Origin of the sequence: Limnobacter sp. (genome assembly GCF_043511195.1) — a bacterium.
Taxonomy (GTDB): Bacteria; Pseudomonadota; Gammaproteobacteria; order Burkholderiales; family Burkholderiaceae_B; genus Limnobacter.
In genome coordinates, this window is the sequence record NZ_CP121330.1 from 2,290,659 (window position 1) to 2,311,498 (window position 20,840).

Annotated in this window: 21 protein-coding genes; 15 read left to right on the top strand and 6 right to left on the bottom strand. The window is 51.3% G+C overall.

The window, feature by feature from the left end; genetic code table 11:
- Positions 1–67 precede the first annotated feature (67 nt).
- The 13 genes from P0D43_RS10870 to P0D43_RS10930 all read left to right on the top strand — a co-directional run bounded on the left by P0D43_RS10870 (position 68) and on the right by P0D43_RS10930 (position 13,518).
- Positions 68–511, top strand: coding sequence for a type II toxin-antitoxin system RatA family toxin (locus P0D43_RS10870; RefSeq protein ID WP_159570283.1), 444 nt, complete (start codon positions 68–70; stop codon positions 509–511).
- The gene (locus tag P0D43_RS10875) at positions 511–867 is read left to right on the top strand and encodes an RnfH family protein (protein ID WP_341236357.1); all 357 of its coding nucleotides are present in this window, start codon (positions 511–513) and stop codon (positions 865–867) included. The genes P0D43_RS10870 and P0D43_RS10875 overlap by 1 nt, the downstream gene beginning before the upstream one ends.
- A gap of 89 nt (positions 868–956) precedes the next feature.
- Positions 957–2,417: an IMP dehydrogenase gene (gene guaB, locus P0D43_RS10880; RefSeq protein ID WP_159570289.1), complete on the top strand. Its 1,461-nt coding sequence runs from the start codon at positions 957–959 to the stop codon at positions 2,415–2,417.
- A gap of 25 nt (positions 2,418–2,442) precedes the next feature.
- Entirely contained in the window at positions 2,443–3,435 is a 993-nt protein-coding gene (locus P0D43_RS10885; RefSeq protein ID WP_394672412.1) for a GAF domain-containing protein, read from the top strand.
- A gap of 56 nt (positions 3,436–3,491) precedes the next feature.
- Positions 3,492–5,114, top strand: coding sequence for a glutamine-hydrolyzing GMP synthase (gene guaA, locus P0D43_RS10890; RefSeq protein WP_394672413.1), 1,623 nt, complete (start codon positions 3,492–3,494; stop codon positions 5,112–5,114).
- Between the two features lie 194 nt (positions 5,115–5,308).
- Positions 5,309–6,079: an ABC transporter ATP-binding protein gene (locus tag P0D43_RS10895; protein ID WP_394672414.1), complete on the top strand. Its 771-nt coding sequence runs from the start codon at positions 5,309–5,311 to the stop codon at positions 6,077–6,079.
- Entirely contained in the window at positions 6,079–6,786 is a 708-nt protein-coding gene (locus P0D43_RS10900) for an ABC transporter ATP-binding protein (protein WP_159570300.1), read from the top strand. The genes P0D43_RS10895 and P0D43_RS10900 overlap by 1 nt, the downstream gene beginning before the upstream one ends.
- 47 nt (positions 6,787–6,833) lie before the next feature.
- Positions 6,834–8,039, top strand: a complete 1,206-nt coding sequence (locus tag P0D43_RS10905; RefSeq protein ID WP_159570303.1) for an ABC transporter substrate-binding protein — start codon at positions 6,834–6,836, stop codon at positions 8,037–8,039.
- A gap of 62 nt (positions 8,040–8,101) precedes the next feature.
- Positions 8,102–8,986 (top strand): branched-chain amino acid ABC transporter permease, encoded by an 885-nt coding sequence (locus P0D43_RS10910; protein ID WP_394672415.1) that lies wholly within the window; start codon positions 8,102–8,104, stop codon positions 8,984–8,986.
- A 13-nt stretch (positions 8,987–8,999) separates the two neighbouring features.
- Positions 9,000–9,983, top strand: a complete 984-nt coding sequence (locus P0D43_RS10915) for a branched-chain amino acid ABC transporter permease (protein WP_394672416.1) — start codon at positions 9,000–9,002, stop codon at positions 9,981–9,983.
- Between the two features lie 123 nt (positions 9,984–10,106).
- Positions 10,107–10,844, top strand: a complete 738-nt coding sequence (locus P0D43_RS10920; protein ID WP_394672417.1) for a nucleoside deaminase — start codon at positions 10,107–10,109, stop codon at positions 10,842–10,844.
- Positions 10,845–10,869: 25 nt separating this feature from the next.
- Positions 10,870–11,829 carry an LD-carboxypeptidase gene (locus P0D43_RS10925; RefSeq protein ID WP_394672418.1) on the top strand — a complete coding sequence of 320 codons (960 nt, stop codon included), beginning with the start codon at positions 10,870–10,872 and terminating at the stop codon, positions 11,827–11,829.
- A gap of 90 nt (positions 11,830–11,919) precedes the next feature.
- On the top strand, positions 11,920–13,518 hold the full coding sequence (locus P0D43_RS10930) for an ABC-F family ATPase (protein WP_394672419.1): 1,599 nt from the start codon (positions 11,920–11,922) through the stop codon (positions 13,516–13,518).
- A gap of 14 nt (positions 13,519–13,532) precedes the next feature.
- Here the strand turns inward: P0D43_RS10930 and purT are convergent, their stop codons facing one another.
- Together purT and P0D43_RS10940 are read right to left on the bottom strand one after the other, a co-directional pair.
- On the bottom strand, positions 13,533–14,762 hold the full coding sequence (gene purT / locus P0D43_RS10935; RefSeq protein WP_394673721.1) for a formate-dependent phosphoribosylglycinamide formyltransferase: 1,230 nt from the start codon (positions 14,760–14,762) through the stop codon (positions 13,533–13,535).
- A 40-nt stretch (positions 14,763–14,802) separates the two neighbouring features.
- The gene (locus tag P0D43_RS10940; protein ID WP_394672420.1) at positions 14,803–15,882 is read right to left on the bottom strand and encodes an AI-2E family transporter; all 1,080 of its coding nucleotides are present in this window, start codon (positions 15,880–15,882) and stop codon (positions 14,803–14,805) included.
- 111 nt (positions 15,883–15,993) lie between these two features.
- Here P0D43_RS10940 and P0D43_RS10945 point away from each other — a divergent pair, with 111 nt between their 5' ends.
- Positions 15,994–16,704 (top strand): SIMPL domain-containing protein, encoded by a 711-nt coding sequence (locus P0D43_RS10945; protein ID WP_394672421.1) that lies wholly within the window; start codon positions 15,994–15,996, stop codon positions 16,702–16,704.
- Here the strand turns inward: P0D43_RS10945 and P0D43_RS10950 are convergent.
- A complete protein-coding gene (locus tag P0D43_RS10950; protein WP_159570327.1) occupies positions 16,676–17,074 on the bottom strand; it encodes a DUF3135 domain-containing protein in 399 nt (132 codons plus the stop codon). The genes P0D43_RS10945 and P0D43_RS10950 overlap by 29 nt on opposite strands.
- Positions 17,071–17,307, bottom strand: a complete 237-nt coding sequence (locus P0D43_RS10955; RefSeq protein WP_159570330.1) for a hypothetical protein — start codon at positions 17,305–17,307, stop codon at positions 17,071–17,073. Before P0D43_RS10955 ends, P0D43_RS10950 begins: the two co-directional genes overlap by 4 nt.
- An 84-nt stretch (positions 17,308–17,391) precedes the next feature.
- Between P0D43_RS10955 and P0D43_RS10960 the strand changes: the two genes are divergently transcribed.
- Positions 17,392–18,453 (top strand): tetratricopeptide repeat protein, encoded by a 1,062-nt coding sequence (locus P0D43_RS10960; protein WP_159570333.1) that lies wholly within the window; start codon positions 17,392–17,394, stop codon positions 18,451–18,453.
- Here the strand turns inward: P0D43_RS10960 and P0D43_RS10965 are convergent.
- The gene (locus P0D43_RS10965) at positions 18,450–18,668 is read right to left on the bottom strand and encodes a hypothetical protein (RefSeq protein ID WP_159570336.1); all 219 of its coding nucleotides are present in this window, start codon (positions 18,666–18,668) and stop codon (positions 18,450–18,452) included. The two genes, P0D43_RS10960 and P0D43_RS10965, sit on opposite strands and share 4 nt — an antisense overlap.
- A gap of 126 nt (positions 18,669–18,794) precedes the next feature.
- Positions 18,795–20,741 carry a S8 family peptidase gene (locus tag P0D43_RS10970; RefSeq protein WP_394672422.1) on the bottom strand — a complete coding sequence of 649 codons (1,947 nt, stop codon included), beginning with the start codon at positions 20,739–20,741 and terminating at the stop codon, positions 18,795–18,797.
- Positions 20,742–20,840: the final 99 nt, after the last annotated feature.

Consider the following 20,840-nt stretch of genomic DNA (forward strand, 5'->3'; position numbering starts at 1 on the left):
GCGTGAAAAACGCTAAAATAGAGAGTTTAATCCTTTCTCCGAGCGGGAAACAAACCCTTCAGCATTCATGGCCATTGTAGAAAAGTCCGTGTTGGTTCATTTTTCCACGCAACAAATGTTCGATTTGGTGCGGGCGGTGGCCGATTATCCCCAATTCTTGCCGTGGTGCGGCGCTGGAAGCGTTGAGCCTTTGGGCGACAACACTGAAAAAGCAACCGTGGAAATTGCCTTCAAAGGTGTTAAACAAAGTTTTTGCACCATGAACAAACTCACACCACACCAGGAAATCCACATGACATTGGTGGAGGGGCCATTCACCCACCTTGAGGGCACGTGGCACTTCATCGAGCTTACGCCCGAGGCCTGCAAGGTGCATTTCAAGCTGGCCTACGAATTCTCCAGCAAAATGCTGGAGCAACTGGTTGGGCCAGTATTCACTAGCCTGGCCAATAGTTTTGTTGATTCATTTATTAAACGGGCCGAGTCGCTTCACAGCACAGGGGCAGGGTAATGCAGGTTCACTGGCTTGAGCTTGGCCCCAACGACACAGGCGTGCTTACTGCATCACCCAAATTACTTGAGTTGCCCGAGAAGGCCACAGTAGAACAGGCTCTCCATGCCATCGGTTTCAGCGCTGAGCGTATATCTTCTCTGTTAAATGAGCGAGCCGTGGCCGTTTACGGTTTGTATGCCACCCCGGGGATGCTTCTACATCCAGGCGATCGCATTGAAATTCTTGACAGTCTGTGCTTCGATCCCATGGAAAGTCGTCGCAGGCGAGCCCGACACAAAGTACTCACAAAACGACAGAAAGAATTGGCCAGGTACGAGCGCCGAAGCCGCAAGCAGTCAAAAACGACCACCTAAATCTTAAATTCCCCGGTTTTTCTGTTTGCAAACCAAAACAGGTGGGCTGGGTATCCTTTATAATTCGCTTTTGCGCAAGGAGAAATTGCATGCGTGTCACGCAGAAAGCGTTAACGTTTGATGATGTATTGCTGGTTCCTGCGTTCTCAGACGTTCTTCCCAAAGACACATCCCTGTCTACCCAACTGACTCGAAACATCAGCCTGAACATTCCTCTGGTGTCCGCCGCCATGGACACTGTGACTGAAGCCAGGCTGGCCATTGCCATGGCACAGGAAGGTGGGATCGGTATTGTTCACAAGAACCTGACAGCAACGCAGCAAGCAGCCGAGGTAGCGAAAGTAAAACGCCACGAGTCTGGCGTACTTCGCGATCCGATTACGATCGAGCCCGAACTCACAGTTCGTCAGGTCATAGCACTTACACAACAACACAAAATCTCAGGCCTGCCTGTTGTCAAGAACGGCAAGGTGGTGGGCATTGTCACGAACCGCGACTTGCGTTTCGAAACCAAACTGGATCAGCCCGTTTCCAACGTGATGACCCCGCGTGAGCGCTTGGTCACGGTGTCAGAAGACGACAGCCTGGAACAAGCCAAAGCACTCATGCACAAGCACCGCCTGGAGCGCGTGTTGGTGATGGATGCGGACAACACGCTGAAAGGCTTGATCACTGTTAAAGATATTCAGAAAGCCACTGAACACCCTTGGGCCAGCAAAGACATTCACGGCAAATTGCGCGTAGGCGCAGCTGTGGGCGTTGGTGACGGTACCGAAGAGCGCGTTGAAAAACTGGTTGCGGCTGGTGTCGATGTGCTCGTTGTTGATACAGCCCATGGCCACAGCAAAGGCGTACTGGAGCGGGTGCGCTGGGTCAAACAGAACTTCCCGCAGGTGGATGTGATCGGTGGCAATATTGCCACTGCCAGTGCGGCGCTGGCGCTGATGGAACACGGCGCAGATGGCGTGAAGGTTGGCATTGGCCCAGGTTCAATTTGTACAACACGCATTGTTGCTGGTGTGGGCGTGCCCCAGATTAGCGCAATTGCCAATGTGGCCAAAGCATTGAAAGGCACTGGCGTACCGGTCATTGCCGATGGTGGCATTCGCTATTCTGGCGATATTTCCAAGGCGTTGGCGGCGGGTGCGAGTGCTGCCATGATGGGTGGCATGTTCGCCGGTACCGAAGAAGCGCCCGGTGAGGTGGTGCTATTTCAAGGTAGAAGCTACAAGGCCTACCGCGGCATGGGTTCTTTGGGGGCCATGACGCAGGGCTCTGCGGACCGTTATTTCCAGGATCCAGCAAACAACGCCGACAAATTAGTACCCGAGGGCATTGAGGGTCGCGTGCCTTACAAAGGCTCTGTGTTGTCCATCATTTACCAGTTGGTGGGTGGAGTTCGCTCATCCATGGGTTACGTGGGCTGCAGGTCAATCGCAGAAATGCACGACAGGGCTGAATTTGTTGAAATTTCATCGGCTGGCATTCGAGAGTCGCATGTACATGATGTTCAAATCACCAAAGAAGCGCCGAACTACCATGTCGATTAACAAGGGCTGACACAGCGAAGTAGACATGCAAAAACCTGACATTCCACACAACGAAGAAGAAAGAACACGAGCGATCCAGAATTTGGGGATGATTTATTCCCCCTCGGAAGCAAGGTTTGATCGAATCACGCGGTTGGTGTGTCGGCACTTCGACATCGACACCGCGTTGGTCACCATTGTGTATAAAGAAATACAGTGGTTCAAATCGCTGCAAGGCCTGAACGCATGCTCCACAGATCGAGAAGTTTCATTCTGTGGACATGCCATTCTCAGTGACGAGCCTTTGGTGGTTGAAAACGCCTTGATGGATCCGCGATTCACGGACAACCCCTTGGTAGTGGACGGGCCGCGAATCCGGTTTTATGCGGGCCAACCCCTTCGGGATTCCTTCGGGCTCACTATTGGTACGCTTTGCGTGATTGACAGCGTGCCACGCGTATTTTCCGTGGAAGACAAGCAGGATCTACGTGATTTCGCACGTTTGGTCGAAGTGGAAATTGCCAAACCCGTCGATGACAATGTGGTGACTCGTTTTGTACGCTCGCTCAACGAAAATCAACGTTCACTGCTAATTGATCCTGTTGTGGGCTCATGGAACCGGCGTGGCTTTGAAGCATTGTTAAACAAAGAGCTTGAGCATGCCTGCCGCCTGGAAGAAGACCTTTCTTTGATACACGTTAAGCTAAGTTCGTTCGATTTGATACTCAACCGGTTTGGTCGTGACCGAATTGTCGACTTCAGCAAATTCACTGCATCAATTGTGCGGGACGTATTGCCCAACGGTTCAAGTGTTGGCTCCCTTGGCGCTGATGCATTTGTGGCCGTTTGTTCTGGCATGACCAATTCCGAAGTGACGCGTTTGCTGGAACAACTAAAAACCCGCTTCGGTGAAACCACACTCGAAACTCATGGCGTGAAGGCCTTGGTAGATGTGGACATCAATTTTCTCACCTTGTCTGGCGACGAACTCAGGTGCACCTCGGTGCAGGCAGTCGACCGCTTGTTGAGCCTTAGTTAAGCCCATACCGAATTTGTATTGGGCCCATTACCTTTAAGACATTCAAAGAACTCTTCATGAATCATCAAAAAATTTTGGTACTCGACTTCGGGTCACAGGTCACTCAACTTATTGCCCGTCGAGTTCGTGAAAGCGGCGTTTTCTGCGAAATTCTGCCTTGCGATGTAGACGCTGAGCGCATTCAGAATTACGGCGCATCAGGCATTATTTTGTCGGGTAGCCACCAGTCTGCTTATGAAGAGAGCACCGACCGTGCACCCGAAATTGTGTTCAATCTTGGTGTACCGGTACTCGGTATTTGCTACGGCATGCAAACCATGGCCATGCAATTGGGCGGCAAGGTAGAAGCCGGTACTGTTCGAGAATTCGGTCATGCTCAAATTCGGGCACGCGGCCACACCAAATTGTTTGATGGCATTCAAGACGAAACCAATGAACAGGGACATGGCCTGTTGAATGTCTGGATGAGCCATGGCGACAAGGTCACCGAGTTGCCGCCAAACTTTAAACTCATGGCATCCACACCATCTTGTCCAATTGCAGGCATGGCCGATGAGGACCGTGGCTTCTATGCGGTTCAATTTCACCCGGAAGTAACGCATACCCAAAAAGGCAAAGAAATATTGGCTCGTTTTGTACGCGACATTTGCGGCTGTAAGGGCGATTGGTCCATGCCAAGTTTTGTAGACGAAGCGGTTGAAAAGATTCGTGCCCAGGTGGGCTCCGATGAGGTCATTCTGGGCCTTTCGGGTGGAGTGGATTCATCCGTGGCTGCTGCGTTTATTCACAAGGCCATTGGTGATCAGCTCACGTGTGTATTTGTAGACCACGGCTTACTCCGCCTCAAAGAGGGTGAGCAGGTTATGGAAACATTCGCGAAACACCTGGGTGTGCGCGTGGTGCATGTGAACGCAACCGAAGAATTCATGGGTCAGCTGAAAGGCGTTACCGACCCTGAGGCAAAACGCAAAATTATCGGAAAAGCGTTTGTAGACGTATTCCAGCGAGAGGCCGGCCTGCGCGCCAACGCAAAATGGCTTGCACAGGGCACCATTTATCCCGATGTAATTGAGTCTGCCGGTGCCAAAACAGGCAAGGCCACCAGCATCAAAAGCCACCACAATGTGGGCGGTTTGCCCGACACATTGAACCTTAGCTTGCTCGAACCCTTGCGCGATTTGTTCAAGGATGAAGTGCGCAAACTTGGCGTGGAATTGGGATTGGATCCCGAAATGGTATACCGCCATCCATTTCCCGGGCCCGGCCTGGGTGTTCGTATTCTGGGCGAAGTGAAAGCCGAATATGCTGAAATTTTGCAGCGTGCCGATGCCGTATTCATTGAAGAATTGCGCAACACCAAGGCCACCGCAAAAGATGCGGCTGCCGAATTGTGTACGGCAGAGCAAATAGGCAAGTCGTGGTATGACCTCACCAGCCAGGCCTTTGCGGTATTCTTGCCAGTTAAGTCGGTGGGTGTGATGGGTGATGGCCGCACCTACGAGTACGTGGTTGCCATTCGCGCGGTGCAAACTCAAGATTTCATGACTGCCCATTGGGCACACCTTCCATATTCGCTGCTCGGGCGTGTTTCAAACCGCATTATCAACGAGGTGAAAGGCGTCAATCGTGTGGTCTACGATGTCTCTGGAAAGCCGCCCGCCACCATTGAGTGGGAATAAACATCGTTCTGTTGGGCTGATCACTTACCCTAACCTTACAAAAGGCCCGCACATGCGGGCTTTTTTACGCCTTGGGGGTGAGGTTTGCCCTAATTCCCGAATGAAAACACACATGCCACCATCGTTGACGATATTTAACAAATGGCGCAGCCCAGCGCCATTTGGTACAACGACAATGACAACATGGAGAACCCATGGCAGAAGTAGTGTTGGAGACAAGGGCGTTGACCAAGGAATTCAAAGGATTCACTGCGGTCAGCGATGTGAATTTGAAAGTACAGCGTGGTCATATCCACGCGCTGATCGGCCCCAATGGCGCGGGCAAAACAACCTGTTTTAACTTGTTGACGAAATTTTTAACGCCCACGTCGGGTCAAATTTTATTCAACGGCAAAGACATCACCAAGGCCAAGCCCGCTCAAATTGCTCGGCAAGGCATCATCCGTTCCTTCCAGATCTCGGCCGTGTTTCCGCACCTCACGGTGCTTGAAAACGTGCGTATTGGCTTGCAACGCCCCCTGGGTAATTCCTTTCATTTTTGGAAAAGCGAAAAGAAGCTCTCTGTGCTGAATGACAAAGCCATGGAGTTACTTTCACTTGTTGATCTTGACGATTTTGCAGACACCATGACAGTGGACTTGCCTTATGGTCGCAAACGGGCACTGGAAATTGCGACCACCTTGGGGATGGAGCCCGCACTGATGCTGCTTGACGAGCCCACGCAAGGCATGGGCCACGAGGATGTAGACCGCGTTACCCAATTGATCAAGAAAGTTTCTGCCGGTAGAACCATTCTCATGGTGGAACACAACATGAATGTGGTCGCGGGAATTTGCGACCGCATTTCAGTGCTTCAGCGTGGCGCTGTGCTGGCAGAAGGAAGCTATGAAGAGGTTTCCCGCAATCCAGAAGTCATGGAGGCCTATATGGGTTCCAGCGCAGGCGTGTTGGAAGGGGCGCATTGATGAGCACTGCACTTGAAATTTCTGGCTTGAACGCCTGGTATGGCGAATCACACATTCTGCACAATTTGAATCTCACCGTAAAAACCGGGGAAGTGGTTACGCTTCTGGGTCGAAACGGAGCAGGGCGGACCAGCACTTTGCGCGCCATCATGGGTTTGACAGGTGCACGCAAAGGGTCAATCAAAATCAATGGCACAGAAGCCATCAACATGGCCACTCACAAAATTGCGCACTTGGGTGTGGGTTATTGCCCGGAAGAACGCGGAATATTTTCTTCGCTGTCCGCTGAAGAAAACCTGATGTTGCCGCCTTTTGTTTCAAAGACAGACAAAGGCATGAGCGTGGCAGAAATTTATGACATGTTTCCCAATCTGGCTGAACGCAAGAAAAGCCAGGGCACGCGGCTGTCGGGCGGCGAACAGCAAATGTTGGCCGTGGCCCGTATTCTGAGAACAGGTGCCAAATTGCTGTTGCTCGATGAAATTTCGGAAGGGCTTGCACCCGTAATTGTTCAGGCCTTGGCCAAGATGATTGTTACCCTGAAATCCAAGGGATACACCATTGTGATGGTGGAACAGAATTTCCGTTTTGCTGCCCCCTTGGCAGACCGTTTTTACGTGGTAGAACACGGCCAAATTGTTGAAGCTTTTGCTTCCTCTGAACTCGATGAAAAAATGCCTGTGCTGCATTCGCTGCTGGGCGTATAAAAACCAACCTTTCAAGGATTGGACTTCAACCAAAGGAGATGATGATGATGAAATTAAAACCAATCGCAACCGGACTGGCAGTACTTTTTGCTTTTGCTGCAGGCTCTGCCCAGGCGCAAATTTCCAACGACACGATCAAGATTGGTGTGATCACTGACATGTCTGGTTTGTATGCCGACATTGATGGCCCCGGCGGTGTAGAAGCAGTGAAAATGGCGATTGCTGATTTCGGTGGCACCCTGAACGGCAAGAAAATTGAAATCGTTTTTGCAGACCACCAGAACAAGGCTGACATTGCAGCAAGCAAGGCACGCGAGTGGTTCGATACCGAAGGTGTTGACATGCTGATTTCCGGCACCAACTCGGGTACAGCACTGGCCATGGCCAAAGTGGCCGAGGAAAAACAAAAACCGAATTTCGTAATTGGTGCGGGCACAGCCCGAATTACCAATGAGGAATGCAACCCATACAGCATTCACTATGCCTATGACACGGTGGCGCTTGCCAAGGGTACGGGTTCAGCGGTAACAAAGCAGGGCGGCAAAACATGGTACTTCCTGACGGCTGACTATGCGTTTGGTACTTCCCTTGAAACAGACACCACTGCGGTGGTGAAAGCCAACGGTGGTTCAGTGAAAGGCGCAATTCGTCATCCGCTGTCTGCATCCGATTTCTCCAGCTTCATGCTGCAAGCACAAGCTTCAGGTGCGCAAATTCTGGGCTTGGCCAATGCTGGTGGCGACACAGTTAACTCCATCAAGGCAGCCAATGAATTTGGTGTCACTGGCACAATGAAGCTGGCGGGTCTGTTGATGTTCATTAACGACGTACACGCCTTGGGTCTTGGACAAACCAAGGGCATGTACCTGACGGACAGCTGGTATTGGGACCAAAGCGATGAAACCCGCAAGTGGTCCAAGCGATTCTTCGACAAAATGAAGAAAATGCCCAGCAGCCTGCAAGCGGCGGATTACTCAGCAACCCTGCAATACCTGAACGCTGTGAAAATAGCTGGCACCGACGATGGCGCCAAGGTCATGGACACATTGCGCAAGCAAAAGGTCAACGACATGTACGCCAAAAACGGTTACTACCGTGCCGACGGCAGCATGATTCACGACATGTTCCTGATGCAAGTGAAAGACCCCAAGGAATCCAAAAAGCCTTGGGATTATCTGAAGGTAGTTCAATCCATTCCTGGCGAACAGGCATTCACCACCAAAGCAGAAACCAAGTGCGCTTCGTGGAAGTAATTCAATAAGACCAAAGCCCCCGGGGTGTACAAACGTCGGGGGCTTTTGCTGGATTCGTATTTATGGAAATTTTTGGAATTCCCTTGCAGGCTTTTCTGGGGCAACTGCTTCTAGGCCTTGTAAATGGCTCTTTTTACGCCATGCTGTCACTGGGGTTGGCTGTTATTTTCGGCCTGCTTAACGTGATCAATTTTGCCCACGGCGCCCTGTACATGATGGGGGCATTTTTTGCCTGGATGGGCATGGCCTATTTCAACCTGAATTACTGGGTGATGTTGTTGCTTGCTCCCTTGCTGGTGGGTGCATTCGGAATACTGATAGAAAAAACAATGCTGCGGTGGCTGTATAAACTCGACCACCTGTACGGCCTGCTGCTCACCTTTGGCATCACCTTGATGATGGAAGGCGTGTTTCGCTCAATCTATGGTGTATCAGGTCAACGCTACTCAGTACCTGAAGCCTTGCAGGGCGCGACCAATTTAGGATTCATGATTCTGCCCAATTACCGGGCATGGGTGGTTGTGGCCTCACTTGTTGTTTGTTTTGCAACGTGGATCATGATCGAAAAAACCAAACTGGGTGCATTGCTGCGTGCCGGCACCGAAAACCCGCGCCTGGTTGAGGCATTTGGTATTAATGTGCCATTGATGGTGACTTTAACTTACGGCTTTGGCGTGGCTTTGGCTGCGTTTGCCGGTGTATTGGCTGCTCCAGTCATTCAAATTTCACCGCTAATGGGTTCGAATCTCATTATTACTGTGTTCGCAGTGGTGGTGTTCGGCGGCATGGGTTCTATTCTTGGCGCGATTGTTACTGGCCTGACCTTGGGAATCGTAGAGGGGCTCACCCGGGTGTTTTATCCCGAATTGTCAGCCACTGTGGTGTTCATCATCATGGCCATTGTGCTCATGATTCGCCCGGCCGGTTTGTTCGGTCGCGAGAAATAAAGGGTTTCAAAGAATGAACAAAAATACAATCATCGCCATTGCGGCAATCATTCTTGCATTGGCAGCACCGTTTTTCATGTATCCGGTGCTACTCATGAAGCGGTTGTGTTTTGCACTGTTTGCCTGTGCGTTTAATCTATTGATTGGGTACACCGGATTGCTTTCGTTTGGGCACGCTGCATTTTTAGGCGGCGCTGGCTACATGGCTGGATATGTGATTCGAGACCTTGGAATGCCCTTTGAATTGGGCTTGCTTGCCGGTGTTGCATTTGCAGCCCTGATTGGTTTGGTCATGGGGGCACTGGCCATTCGTCGACAAGGCATTTATTTCACCATGATTACCCTGGCCTTGGCGCAAATGCTGTACTTCATCTTTCTACAAGCACCTTTTACCGGCGGCGAGGATGGCCTTCAAGGCATACCGCGCGGTACATTGTTTGGCGTGGTTGATTTAAGCGACGACCTCACGCTGTACTTCGTGGTACTGGCCATTTGTATGTTGGGCTATGCATTGATTGTTCGTACCGTGCATTCTCCCTTTGGACAAGTTCTGAAAGCCATCAAGGAAAATGAACCGCGCGCCATTTCACTTGGTTATGACGTCGACAAATACAAGCTCCTTGTGTTTGTTCTGTCAGCAGCCTTGTCAGGGCTTGCTGGTGCCACGAAGGCTACCGTGCTTGGGTTTGAGACACTGACCGACGTGCATTGGAGCATGTCTGGCCTGGTGGTGTTAATGACACTCGTGGGTGGTTTGGGCACCCTGGCTGGCCCCGTTGTGGGTGGAATTGTGATCATTGCCCTGGAAAACCGCATCGGCGAGTTTGGCACCTGGATGGCAGTGACCACTGACATTGCCTGGTTCCGTTCGCTGGGTGAGCAAGTCACGATTGTGACAGGCTTCATTTTCATTGTGGTGGTGCTGGCATTCCGGCGTGGCATTGTGGGTGAAATCATTGCCTGGAATCAACGTCGTTTGTTGAAATCGGAGCAGTAATCTGAACGAGTCAACAGAACATGAACCCGGCCAAGTGCCGGGTTTTTTTATGTCAAACTGACAGCACCGTTTTGGCTTACTTTCGAAAACATGCAAACCAGCAATTTTCCCAGAAAATTTTCGGTGCTGCCCCACCAAGGTCAGGCTGAAGACTTGCCCTGGATGGAACTTGCACTTAAACAAGCCGAGCTTGCCGCACAACACGGTGAAGTGCCGATTGGCGCAGCCTTGGTCATCAACAGCAAAGCAGTGGCCCAAGCGCACAACGCGCCGGTTTCATTGAATGACGCTTGCGCGCACGCTGAAATCCAGGTTATTCGACAAGCCTGCCAAAGCCTGGGTAACTACCGTTTGGGTGCACAGGCTACTTTGTACGTAACGCTTCAACCTTGCCTGATGTGCATTGGTGCCATATTGCACGCACGCATAGGGCGGGTGGTAGTGGGCTGTTCACAATCGAGATTCAACGGTGATCTGAATCAATCGCTTGCGGTATTTGAACAGGCCGAAGCCTGGCACCCGTGCGCCTTTGAAACGGGCTGCATGGCACAAGCCAGCGAAAAACTGCTGGGTAATTTCTTTAAAACACGCCGCAAGCAACGCGAACAGGCGGTTGCCGATTTGGCCAGTCTTTTGCACCTGCCCAATGCCAACAAGCAAACGATTGACGAACTTGCATTGCTTGGATTTCACACGCCGCAAGATTTTTTGCTATTGGGCCTGGAACAGGCTAGCCAAAGGTTGGCAGAACGAAGTGCCGAGTTGAAAACAGGCCCGCATGAACAACAGGCCGCCATACTGGCCAGTTTGTGCGATTATTTGAATGGTGAGCCTGTTCGCTCATGGAAACAGTATTTGTGAAATTACACTGGCAACCGGAATTGAATTGAACACAAAACCACACAACGCACCGAATCAAATTGTCATGTTTTCTCCCAGTGGCGCACTGGTCGATGAGGCCCTGCTGGATCGCGCTTGTTTTAACCTGCGCGATCAACACGGCTTTCAGGTGACTGAAATGCCTGAAACTCGACTGCGTGTGCAACGCTTTGCGGGCGACGAAACCACTCGTGTGCTCAGTCTGGAACATGCACTTTGCTTGAACACCCCAAGCGTGCTCATGGCCACTCGGGGAGGGTACGGACTTAGTCGTTTGTTGCCGTTGCTGAACTTTCCTGAACTCGTATCACGATTGAATTCAAATGCACATCTCTTGTGCGGTCACAGCGACATTACCAGCTTGCAACTGGCGCTGATGAAAGCAGGGGCCGAGCCATCTACTTTGTTGCATGGACCCATGGCCTGTTTCGATTTTGGGGCAGAGCAGGGCGCAAACCCACTCACTGCTGAACACTTTTTGCGTGCCGTCAACAAATACGCCGTGGACATTGAATGGCCTGCAGCGCATTTCGGGATCGACAATCACAACCCTGTAACCACATTTGAAGGCCCTGTGTGGGGTGGCAACCTGACCTTGTTGTGCAGCCTGCTCGGAACGCCTTGGCTACCCAGCATGCCAGGCGGAATTCTGGTGCTTGAAGATGTGAATGAGCCCGCCTACAAAATTGAGCGCATGTTGCTTCAATTGCTGCATGCCGGTGTACTGGCCCAACAACAGGCTGTTGTTCTGGGTAACTTTTGCGAGCCGAAGCCCGGTACACACGACAACGGCTACACTTTAAGCAGCGCAGCGGAATTTGTGCAACGTCAGTTGAACCATGTGCCCGTGCTGCTGAACTTTCCTTTTGGCCACTGCACCCCCAAGGCTTGTTGGTTTCAGGGTGGAATGGGCACCTTGATGCTTGGCAGCGGGCACTCTGCGCGCCTGACCCAAACCCCACGCTAGGGCGCCACTCAGAGCACCCACTTGGCGCACCTGAAGCTTGGGCATGTATAATGCCCCCTTCGTTAAAAATCACTGAATTTTCCAATACTTATGCTCACCGCAGCCAATATCACCATGCAGTTCGGCGCCAAGCCGCTTTTTGAAAACATCAATGCGAAATTCGGCGATGGCAACCGCTATGGCTTGATCGGCGCAAACGGCTGTGGCAAATCCACCTTCATGAAAATTCTGGGTGGTGACCTGGAACCCAGCAGCGGCAATGTGGACATTGACCCCCATGTGCGCTTGGGCAAGTTGAGCCAAGACCAGTTTGCATTTGAAGAATTCAGGGTGCTCGACGTGGTGATGATGGGTCACAAAGAAATGTGGGCCGCCATGACAGAACGCGATGCCCTGTACGCAAACCCGGAAGCCACCGATGAAGACTACATGCGTGCGGCCGACCTGGAAGCGGTTTACGCTGAATTTGGTGGTTATGAAGCGGAATCAAGAGCAGGCGAACTGCTGTTGGGCGCAGGCATACCCACTGACCAACACAATGGCCCAATGAGCGAAATTGCGCCAGGCTGGAAATTGCGCGTGTTGCTCGCACAAGCCCTGTTTTCAAAACCCGATGTGCTGTTGCTGGACGAACCCACGAACAACCTGGACATCAACACGATTGCCTGGCTTGAGAACGTGCTGAATCAGTATGAAAGCACGATGATTATTATTAGCCACGACCGTCACTTTTTGAACGAAGTATGCACCCACATGGCCGACCTGGATTACGGCACACTGCAGGTGGTTCCGGGTAACTACGACGATTATATGCTGGCTGCGTCACAGGCCCGCGAACGGGCACAGGCTTCGAACGCCCGCGCCAAAGAACGTATTTCTGATTTGCAAGACTTTGTACGCCGTTTTGCGGCCAACAAGTCCAAGGCACGTCAGGCCACATCGCGCCAAAAGCAGATTGAAAAAATCAAACAAGACACTGTGATTTTGAAGCCCTCTTCACGCCAGAACCCGTTTATCCGTTTTGAACAGAAAAAGAAGATGCACCGATTGGCAGTGGAACTGGACAATGTCAGCCTGGCCTATGGCGACAACAAAGTGATTCGCGACTTTTCAATCATGGTTGAAGCCGGTGACAAGGTGGGTATTGTGGGTGCCAACGGTGTGGGAAAAACCACCTTGCTGAAACTGCTGGCCAAAGCAATGGAGCCCACTTACGGTGATGTGAAGTGGTCTGAAAACGCAGACCTTGGCTACATGGCCCAAGACGTTAGCGACGAATTTGATACCAAACTAAGCCTGCGCGAGTGGACAGAGCGTTTCGCACAAGAAGGAGACGACGATCAGGTCATTCGCGGTATTTTGGGTCGCCTGCTGTTTTCCAATGATGAAATTGGCAAGCAAGTGAAAGTGTGTTCCGGTGGCGAGAAAAACCGCCTGGTGTTTGGACGTTTAATGCTGGGCAGGCACAACGTGTTGCTGCTTGATGAACCAACGAACCACCTTGACATGGAATCGATTGAATCTTTGCAGTACGCCATTGAGAAATACGAAGGCACTGTGTTTGTGGTGTCGCATGACCGCCAATTTGTTTCTGGCATTGCCACGCGCATTTTCGAGATGCGCGAAGACGGTATTACAGACTACCGCGGTACCTACGAAGAATACCGCGATAGTTTGGGTTTGGCTTAAAAGCGGATTAACAATTAGCCAACAGGCTTCACTTTTGCAGCAACCCGTTTGGCCTTTGCACGCGCTTCATCCACATTTGGATCGCGTGCAAGCGCCACACCCATGCGGCGCTTTACAAACGACTCTGGTTTGCCAAACAAACGCACATCCGTACCAGGCTCTGCCAAGGCATCGGCAACGCCCTCAAAAGCAATACCCACCTTTTCAACGCCACCGTAAATCACCGCGCTGGCACCTGGTGTTTTCAAGCTGGTGTCTACAGGCAATCCAAGAATGGCGCGTGCGTGCAGTTCGAATTCGTTTTGCCACTGGGTAATCATGGTGACCATGCCCGTGTCGTGGGGGCGGGGGCTGACTTCGGAAAACCACACCTCATCACCTTTCACAAACATTTCAACACCAAACAAGCCGGTGCCACCCAAGGCAGTGGTTACGCGGTCAGACATGTGTTTGGCGTCTTCAAGCGCTTTCGTGCTCATGGGTTGCGGCTGCCAACTTTCAACATAATCACCGCCTACCTGAATGTGGCCCACAGGCTCGCAATACGACGTTTCAATCGCACCGTTTTTTGGGTTGCGAGAACGCACGGTCAGCAAGGTAATTTCGTAATCGAATTCCACAACCGATTCAACAATAACTCGACCGGAATTCACGCGACCCGCACTGCCTGCATAATCCCAGGCCGCCTCTAGTTCACCGGCGTGGTCTACCTTTGATTGCCCTTTGCCAGAAGACGACATCACGGGTTTGATAATGCAAGGGTAGCCAACAGGCTTTTGCCCATCGATGCCTTTTTCCACGGCACGCTTCAGGGTGTCGAAATCGTCTGCAAATGCGTAGTGCGAACAGCTTAACTTCAACTCTTCCGCTGCCAAACGTCGAATGCCTTCTCGATTCATGGTCAACCAAGCGGCATTGGCTGTTGGCACAACACGCACTGCGCCTGCAGCCTCAAGCTCCTTCAATGCAGGCGTGGCAATCGCTTCAATTTCAGGCACAACAATGTGGGGCTTCTCTTGTGCAATCAGGGCTTTCAAGGCATTTGCATTCGTCATGTCGATCACATGAAAACGATGCGCAACCTGATGGCCGGGCGCGTTGGGGTAGCGATCTACCGCAATAACCTCAACCCCCAAACGCTGAAAGGCAATGATCACTTCTTTACCCAGTTCACCACTGCCCAGCAGCATCACTTTCAATGCGTTGGAAGCCAGTGGGGTGCCGATTTGTGTTGGAAATTGAATGGCTGTTGTCATGGTGAAACTCACTTGTTTAAATCATTATTTAATTGATGGACTCGGGGGTATCTTGATGATGCGCATGCGAGGCCTCATCAAAAAACACAACCAATAAAACCAGCAGCACCGGACCAATAATCAAGCCAACAATGCCCATGGTGATTACCCCGCCAAATACGCCAAACAACACGGCCAGGAATGGCAAATGCGTGCCACCCTGTATGAGCAAGGGCCGCACCAGATAATCGGCAATCAGCACCACCAGCATGCCCACTGTGATCAGCACAATGGCCTCGGCCCCGTTACCGCTTAAAAACAGAATCATGCCCAATATCGCGAGCAGCCCAGGCGCAGCCATCGGGATAAACGCAATCAATGCCGTGATCGTGCCCAACAGCACGGGTGCATACACGCCAGACGCTGCAAATAAAAGGGACAAAATAACGGCCTCTGCGAAACTTACAATGACCAAACCGTTGACGGCCGCGCGCAGGGCAGGGGGCATGTGCGACACATATGGCTTCCAGCGTTGCCCAAGCCAATCCGTGCCAATTCGGTTCATTCGAATGCTGATGCCGGAACCATCGCGGTAAAAAAAGAACAGCACCCACAAAGCAAAAAACAACGTTGCAACCCGCCCAAGCAATTCCAGCAAAATAGCTGAAGCTGTACCTTGTACGTCACCCAAACGTTGGGTCAGGGTTTCTCGCAGCAATCCGGAAATTTGTTTGGGCACACTCAAATACTCTTTCCAGCTGGCCACGAGCATGTCGCCGAGCACTGGAATTTGAGGCAACCAGTCCGGCACTGCAACGCCCGCATCGTCGGCCTGTCGCAGAAAATTAGTGATCTGAAGAATGTCTTGAACCATGAACACGATCAAGCCGATCATGGGACCTACCAACAGGAATGCAACCACCAGCGTGGTTAGAAATGCTGCGCCATTGGGCTTTCCGGGAAAACGTCCGCGGATGCGGCAGTGCAGTGGCCAGAAAGCTGTGGCAATAATGCCAGCCCATAGAATAGCAAGCAGGAATGGCGACAATACTATTGCTGCCCCTACCAAAATCAACACAGTAAACAGGGTGCTGATCAGGGACTTCGGTTGTCTCAGGTGTTCTGCCATGTCAGCCAGTCATGCGGATTACGCGTTATTTGAATGCTTGTTTGTGGTTCAATCATTGTAGCAATGCCTGAATTGCAAATTGACTGTTATTTCACTTTCACGAGAAGACACATGAAATTATCCAACACCTTGCGAATCGCTTTACTTGGCACCTCAGTGGGTTTGCTAGCCCCATCGGCTGCGTACGCTGACCTGTGCGAGAAAACTCCCGCGGTCAACCTCAACGCGATTAGCAGTGAAGATGTGGACAACGACATGGTGCGATTGAACTGGCAAGTTCAAATTCAGGCGGGCACTGCGAACGAGGCCATGACTGCCGTCAATACGGTTCTGGAGAAATCGATCAATAATTTGTCGAAAAACAAAGACATCACAAAACTGAAAAACAACATTCAAACCTATCCGCAATACGGAAAAAACAATGTGATACAGGGCTGGCAGGGCGTGGGTTCACTCACCTTTGAAATGCCTGTGCAGGCATTGAAAACACAGAAGAACTTGAATGTTGCCGATGGTCTTACGCTAAGTAATCTGGACTATTTCCCAAGCGAAGCCCGCATTGAACAAAGCCGTGAAAAATTATTGCAAAGTGCAATGAAGGAATTTCAAAACAAGGCAAGCGTTGCGGCAAAGGGATTTGGTAAAACCGGCTACACCTTGGGCGAAGTATCCATCAATGATGAAAACCAGGGCGCGCCGACTTACCCAAGAATGTACGCTGCATCAGCAGACATGATGAGCAAGGGCATGGAAGTTGCCCCCGCAGCGGGCTCAAGCAAACTGAGTGTGTCAGTTAATGGGCGCGTTTGCCTGAAGCCGTAAAAGGAATCACGCGAGCCACATTGGCCACGGGTTCGGCTCGATCTGTAAGGCGATCAACCTGATCAACCAAGCGCAAGCCGTTTTGTTTCAAGGGGGCAGGGCTCAACTCCTGCTCCAGTTTTTGAACTTGTTCGCGCAACTTGCCAAAAGATTCCCACATTAATTTGGAAGACTCCATGGCCGATTGCAGCGGACTTTTAGAGCGCTGGCGAATCATGCGGATTTTAAACAGAGTTTGCTCTAGCGCCAAACGGTGCTCAGGATCGACACTGGCCACGTAACCTTCCAGTACGGCCTCACGGCGCTGCTCGAAAGCGACAGGGTCTACCTGATACAGGTCGGCCCATTCCTTGAAATCAAAATGTGTCATGGCTGCTCCTTGCTTTGCTCAATGAGCTTGGCTTTGTTGCTGTCTTGATCGTCTGTTCCCATCAAAAACGCATGCACTGCTTTTTGCAGAGTCCTTAAACGGGCAGTTTTTAGGTTAAGCTCATGTCTAAGAGCTTCGTTCTCTTCCATGAGTCTGTCAACCAGTGCGAGAGTTTCAAATTTCTTTCCCAAACTTTCTACCCGGTTTACTTCAACGCTTGAATGATGGCCCATGATGACTAGTAATGTTGCTATTAACCTTTGTACTGCCAAACACAGCAATTGGTTTTAGTAATACTCTTCAGTTACAACAATCGAATGACAACAACAATGGTGTTTATGAAAAGCGCTTGGACTTTTTCTTTTTTCTTGGGTGTATTCGCATGGGCGCTTGCGCCAGCCGCTTTGGCTCAAGAAGTGAGTTCAAATTTCACCCGCTGTGAAAACAGCTTTGGCAAAGAGCCCGTTGGCATCACTGTAGAGACTTGCAGACTTGAATTGACCGGGCCAGTTACACAAGAAAAACGGGTAAAAATTCTCGAAACCCTGGGAAAAGCTTACCTTGCACAAAACGAGGCAGATTTGGCGATATCCACATGGAATGAAGCCAGCCAATACAGCCCGTTGAGTCGTGAAAATCAGTCGGCAGCCGAGTCATGGACACGCCTGCAGGTCTTGATTGGCCAAACCTATGCGCAGTCCAACCGGGCGGAGCGCGCTGAAGAACATCTTCTGAAAACCTTGACCACGGTTGAACAGTCAATTGGACGATATTCGTTGCCAGCGGGTATGGTTCAAGACGCACTGGGCACTTACTATGCGTTACAAAGCAAGAAGGCACAATCTGAAGCGGCCTTCAAGCGCTCGCGCATTGTCTATGAAATACGACTGGGGAAAACAAATGCCAGAACCCTTGAAACACGCATGAATCACGCAGTGGGCCTGCTGGACATGGAGAAAGAACGGGATGCACTGGAGAGCTTTCAGGTGCTTGCTGAAATTATCAATTCTTCACCTGAATACAAAGTTGAACCCATTCGCGCTGAAATTCTGACATTTCTCGGCACACTTCAAATGCGCAGCGATCAATTACAAGAAGCAGCAAGAAACTACCAAACAGCCTTTGAAGTACGACAAGCGGCATTTGGTCCCAACGACATTAGAACAAGCCAATCTTTGAATAACCTTGGCGTGGTGCTGTACAGGGCAGGGGATTTAAAGCGGGCGGAGATCGCCTTGAGCCGGGCTTATATTATTCGGTCCGATGCCTTGGGGGGCGACGACCCTTTGACACAAAGCACACAAAAGAACTTACAGGCCGTCATCGCCGCGCAGAATGCGGCGAAAACTGGCCCTTCAGAAAGTGTCAAACGCAATTAAGCTTTGTTGTTACGCGCCAGCTTACGGTTGACCTTGAATGATTTGAACTCATACACGGCCACCAAGAGCAACGCGGAGAACACACAGCCCAAAGCTGCCAAAATACTCGGACTTGCTACTTCATAGTTGATGTAATCCACAAAACCATGAACCAGCATGGCCGACGCGATCAACAACAACACCAATACACCTGGATAAGAACGAAGAGCTTTCATACAACACCTCTCAAAATTTACTGCATCAATTGCTGACCAATGAGTCAACAACTGAACTTTACCATTGAGCGATGTCACAGATTGGAGCGCCACTTCTAACGTTGTATTTATCCAAACAAGTTCAAATCAATCTTCATTTTTCCTTTTAAAACAATGAAGTAAAGAAATACAGGCCAATAAACCCAACAAATTCAAGGCACCACCGCCACCGCCACCGCCGCCGCCACTGCCGCCACTGGAACCAGTACCGTTGCCTGAATCACCAACAACGGCATCGCCAACGGCCGAGGAGGGTGCACCTGCACCCGCGGAAGCACCGTTAATCAATGGCGAAAGAAGACTGGCCAGTAAAGTAGGGGAGGTCGCCCCAGGATTGGCCACAATGACAGACGCTATGGCGGTTCTGCCACTGGCGGTTTGTGCACGCAAATCAAAACCACTGACACCCGCAGGCGCTGTTACATCCACAGTCAGACCACTGGCCGACAACACAGGATTGGACGCATCTGGAGACGATTTCAACACATTGATGACGTCAAAGCTGACAGAAGCGACTTCCTGTCCCGACGTATTCAGAGAACCGGTGGACGAAAAAGTCCGGGTTTGCCCGGGTGGAATCACATTGCCAGAGTTGGAAAACAAATTCGTCAGTCCACCGGAGGCTTGCGTATTAATCAGATTCGCAACGTCCAACATACCTGCGCCACACAAGGCTCGCGTGCAATTGCACTCAACCCCAAGGGTATCGCCAGTGCAGGTGGGGCTGCCACCCAAGGACAAAAATGGACGGGCCGTGGTTTTCAACAGGTTTTCAACTGTCGCCACCGACGCGGAAGGATTCAAGGACCAATAAAGTGAAGCCGCGCCTGCCACCAAGGGCGAAGAAAAGCTGGTACCGATTTTGGTGTTGTATGTATTGGTCAACGGCCCCGCGAAACCAGTATTGGACGCACTCCAAATGGGAAATGCGCCATCTCCACCCGGTGCAGAAAGCTGAATACTCGAACCAAAATTGCTGTAATTGGCTTTCAAACCTTCTTGATCAATCGCGGCAACGCCAAAGGCCCCTGGGCAATTCGCAGGTGAATCCACTGTGCTGCCATCATTGCCTGCGGCAACCACCACCAATGAACCTGCCTGGCGAGCAGCCGCAATTGCCGCGCCCTCAATAGAAGGTACGCAAGCGCCTTCTGCACCCAGGCTTAAGTTGATCACTTTGGCAGGGAAGGGGTTGTTGGGCACACCTAACACACCAAGCCCTGCCGCCCAACGAATGCCATCGGCCAAATCACTCGAAAACCCACCGCACTTGCCAAGTACGCGAATTGGCACCACCACCGCATTCCAGTTAACCGAAAACACACCTTCGGCAGGAACCGGGTTACCGGCGAGCAATGCAGACACAAAAGTGCCATGCCAGCTGGATTGACTCAAACTGGAACAAACTGGATCGGCCAGAAGATCGGCTGGGCCAACACCGTCACCTGGATCGGTCGGGTCTGCATCGCGGTCAGAACCCGAGCTGCTTTGACCATCAGCGGCAATCACTGGGTCGGCCACAAAATCGTAACCGGGAAGCAAATGACCTTGCAACATGGGATGCGAGGGCAAAACCCCGGTGTCCAGAACTGCGACAACTGTGGGCGCTGTGCCATGAAAATTAGCCCACATGGCCCCGGTATTTATCGACGCTGGCTGCGTGCCAATGTCTTGGTGAAACCAGGAGCGGCTGCGGCGGGCCGGATCAAGCGCATTCAGCAATCCAATCAAGGGGGACTGCGCACGCAATTGGATACGGCGATCTGGCTGAACGGATTCAACAAGCGGGTCTGACAACAAACGCAAACGGAACTGTTCAGAATCCGCATGGCTCGGCGTCACAACCACCGCGCCAGATTCGCCAAAAGGGCGAACAAGCTGAAACGTCCGTTTGTGGGCTTTTGTAAGTATCGCCAAGGTCGAGGAAATTGCAGCGCGACGTGCTTCAAGCGAAGTCTGGTTCGTGGCGCGATCGGTGTTTTCCTTAAATTGAATAACCCAGCGATCCGCAGACCATGATGCGGAGGAAAACAAGACTAGCAAAACGAACAAACCGCTATGAACAGACGAGCGCGACAGCATGGGAAGACCCTGAGTGTGATTATTATTAATGGTACTGGGAAGAAGGGCTTG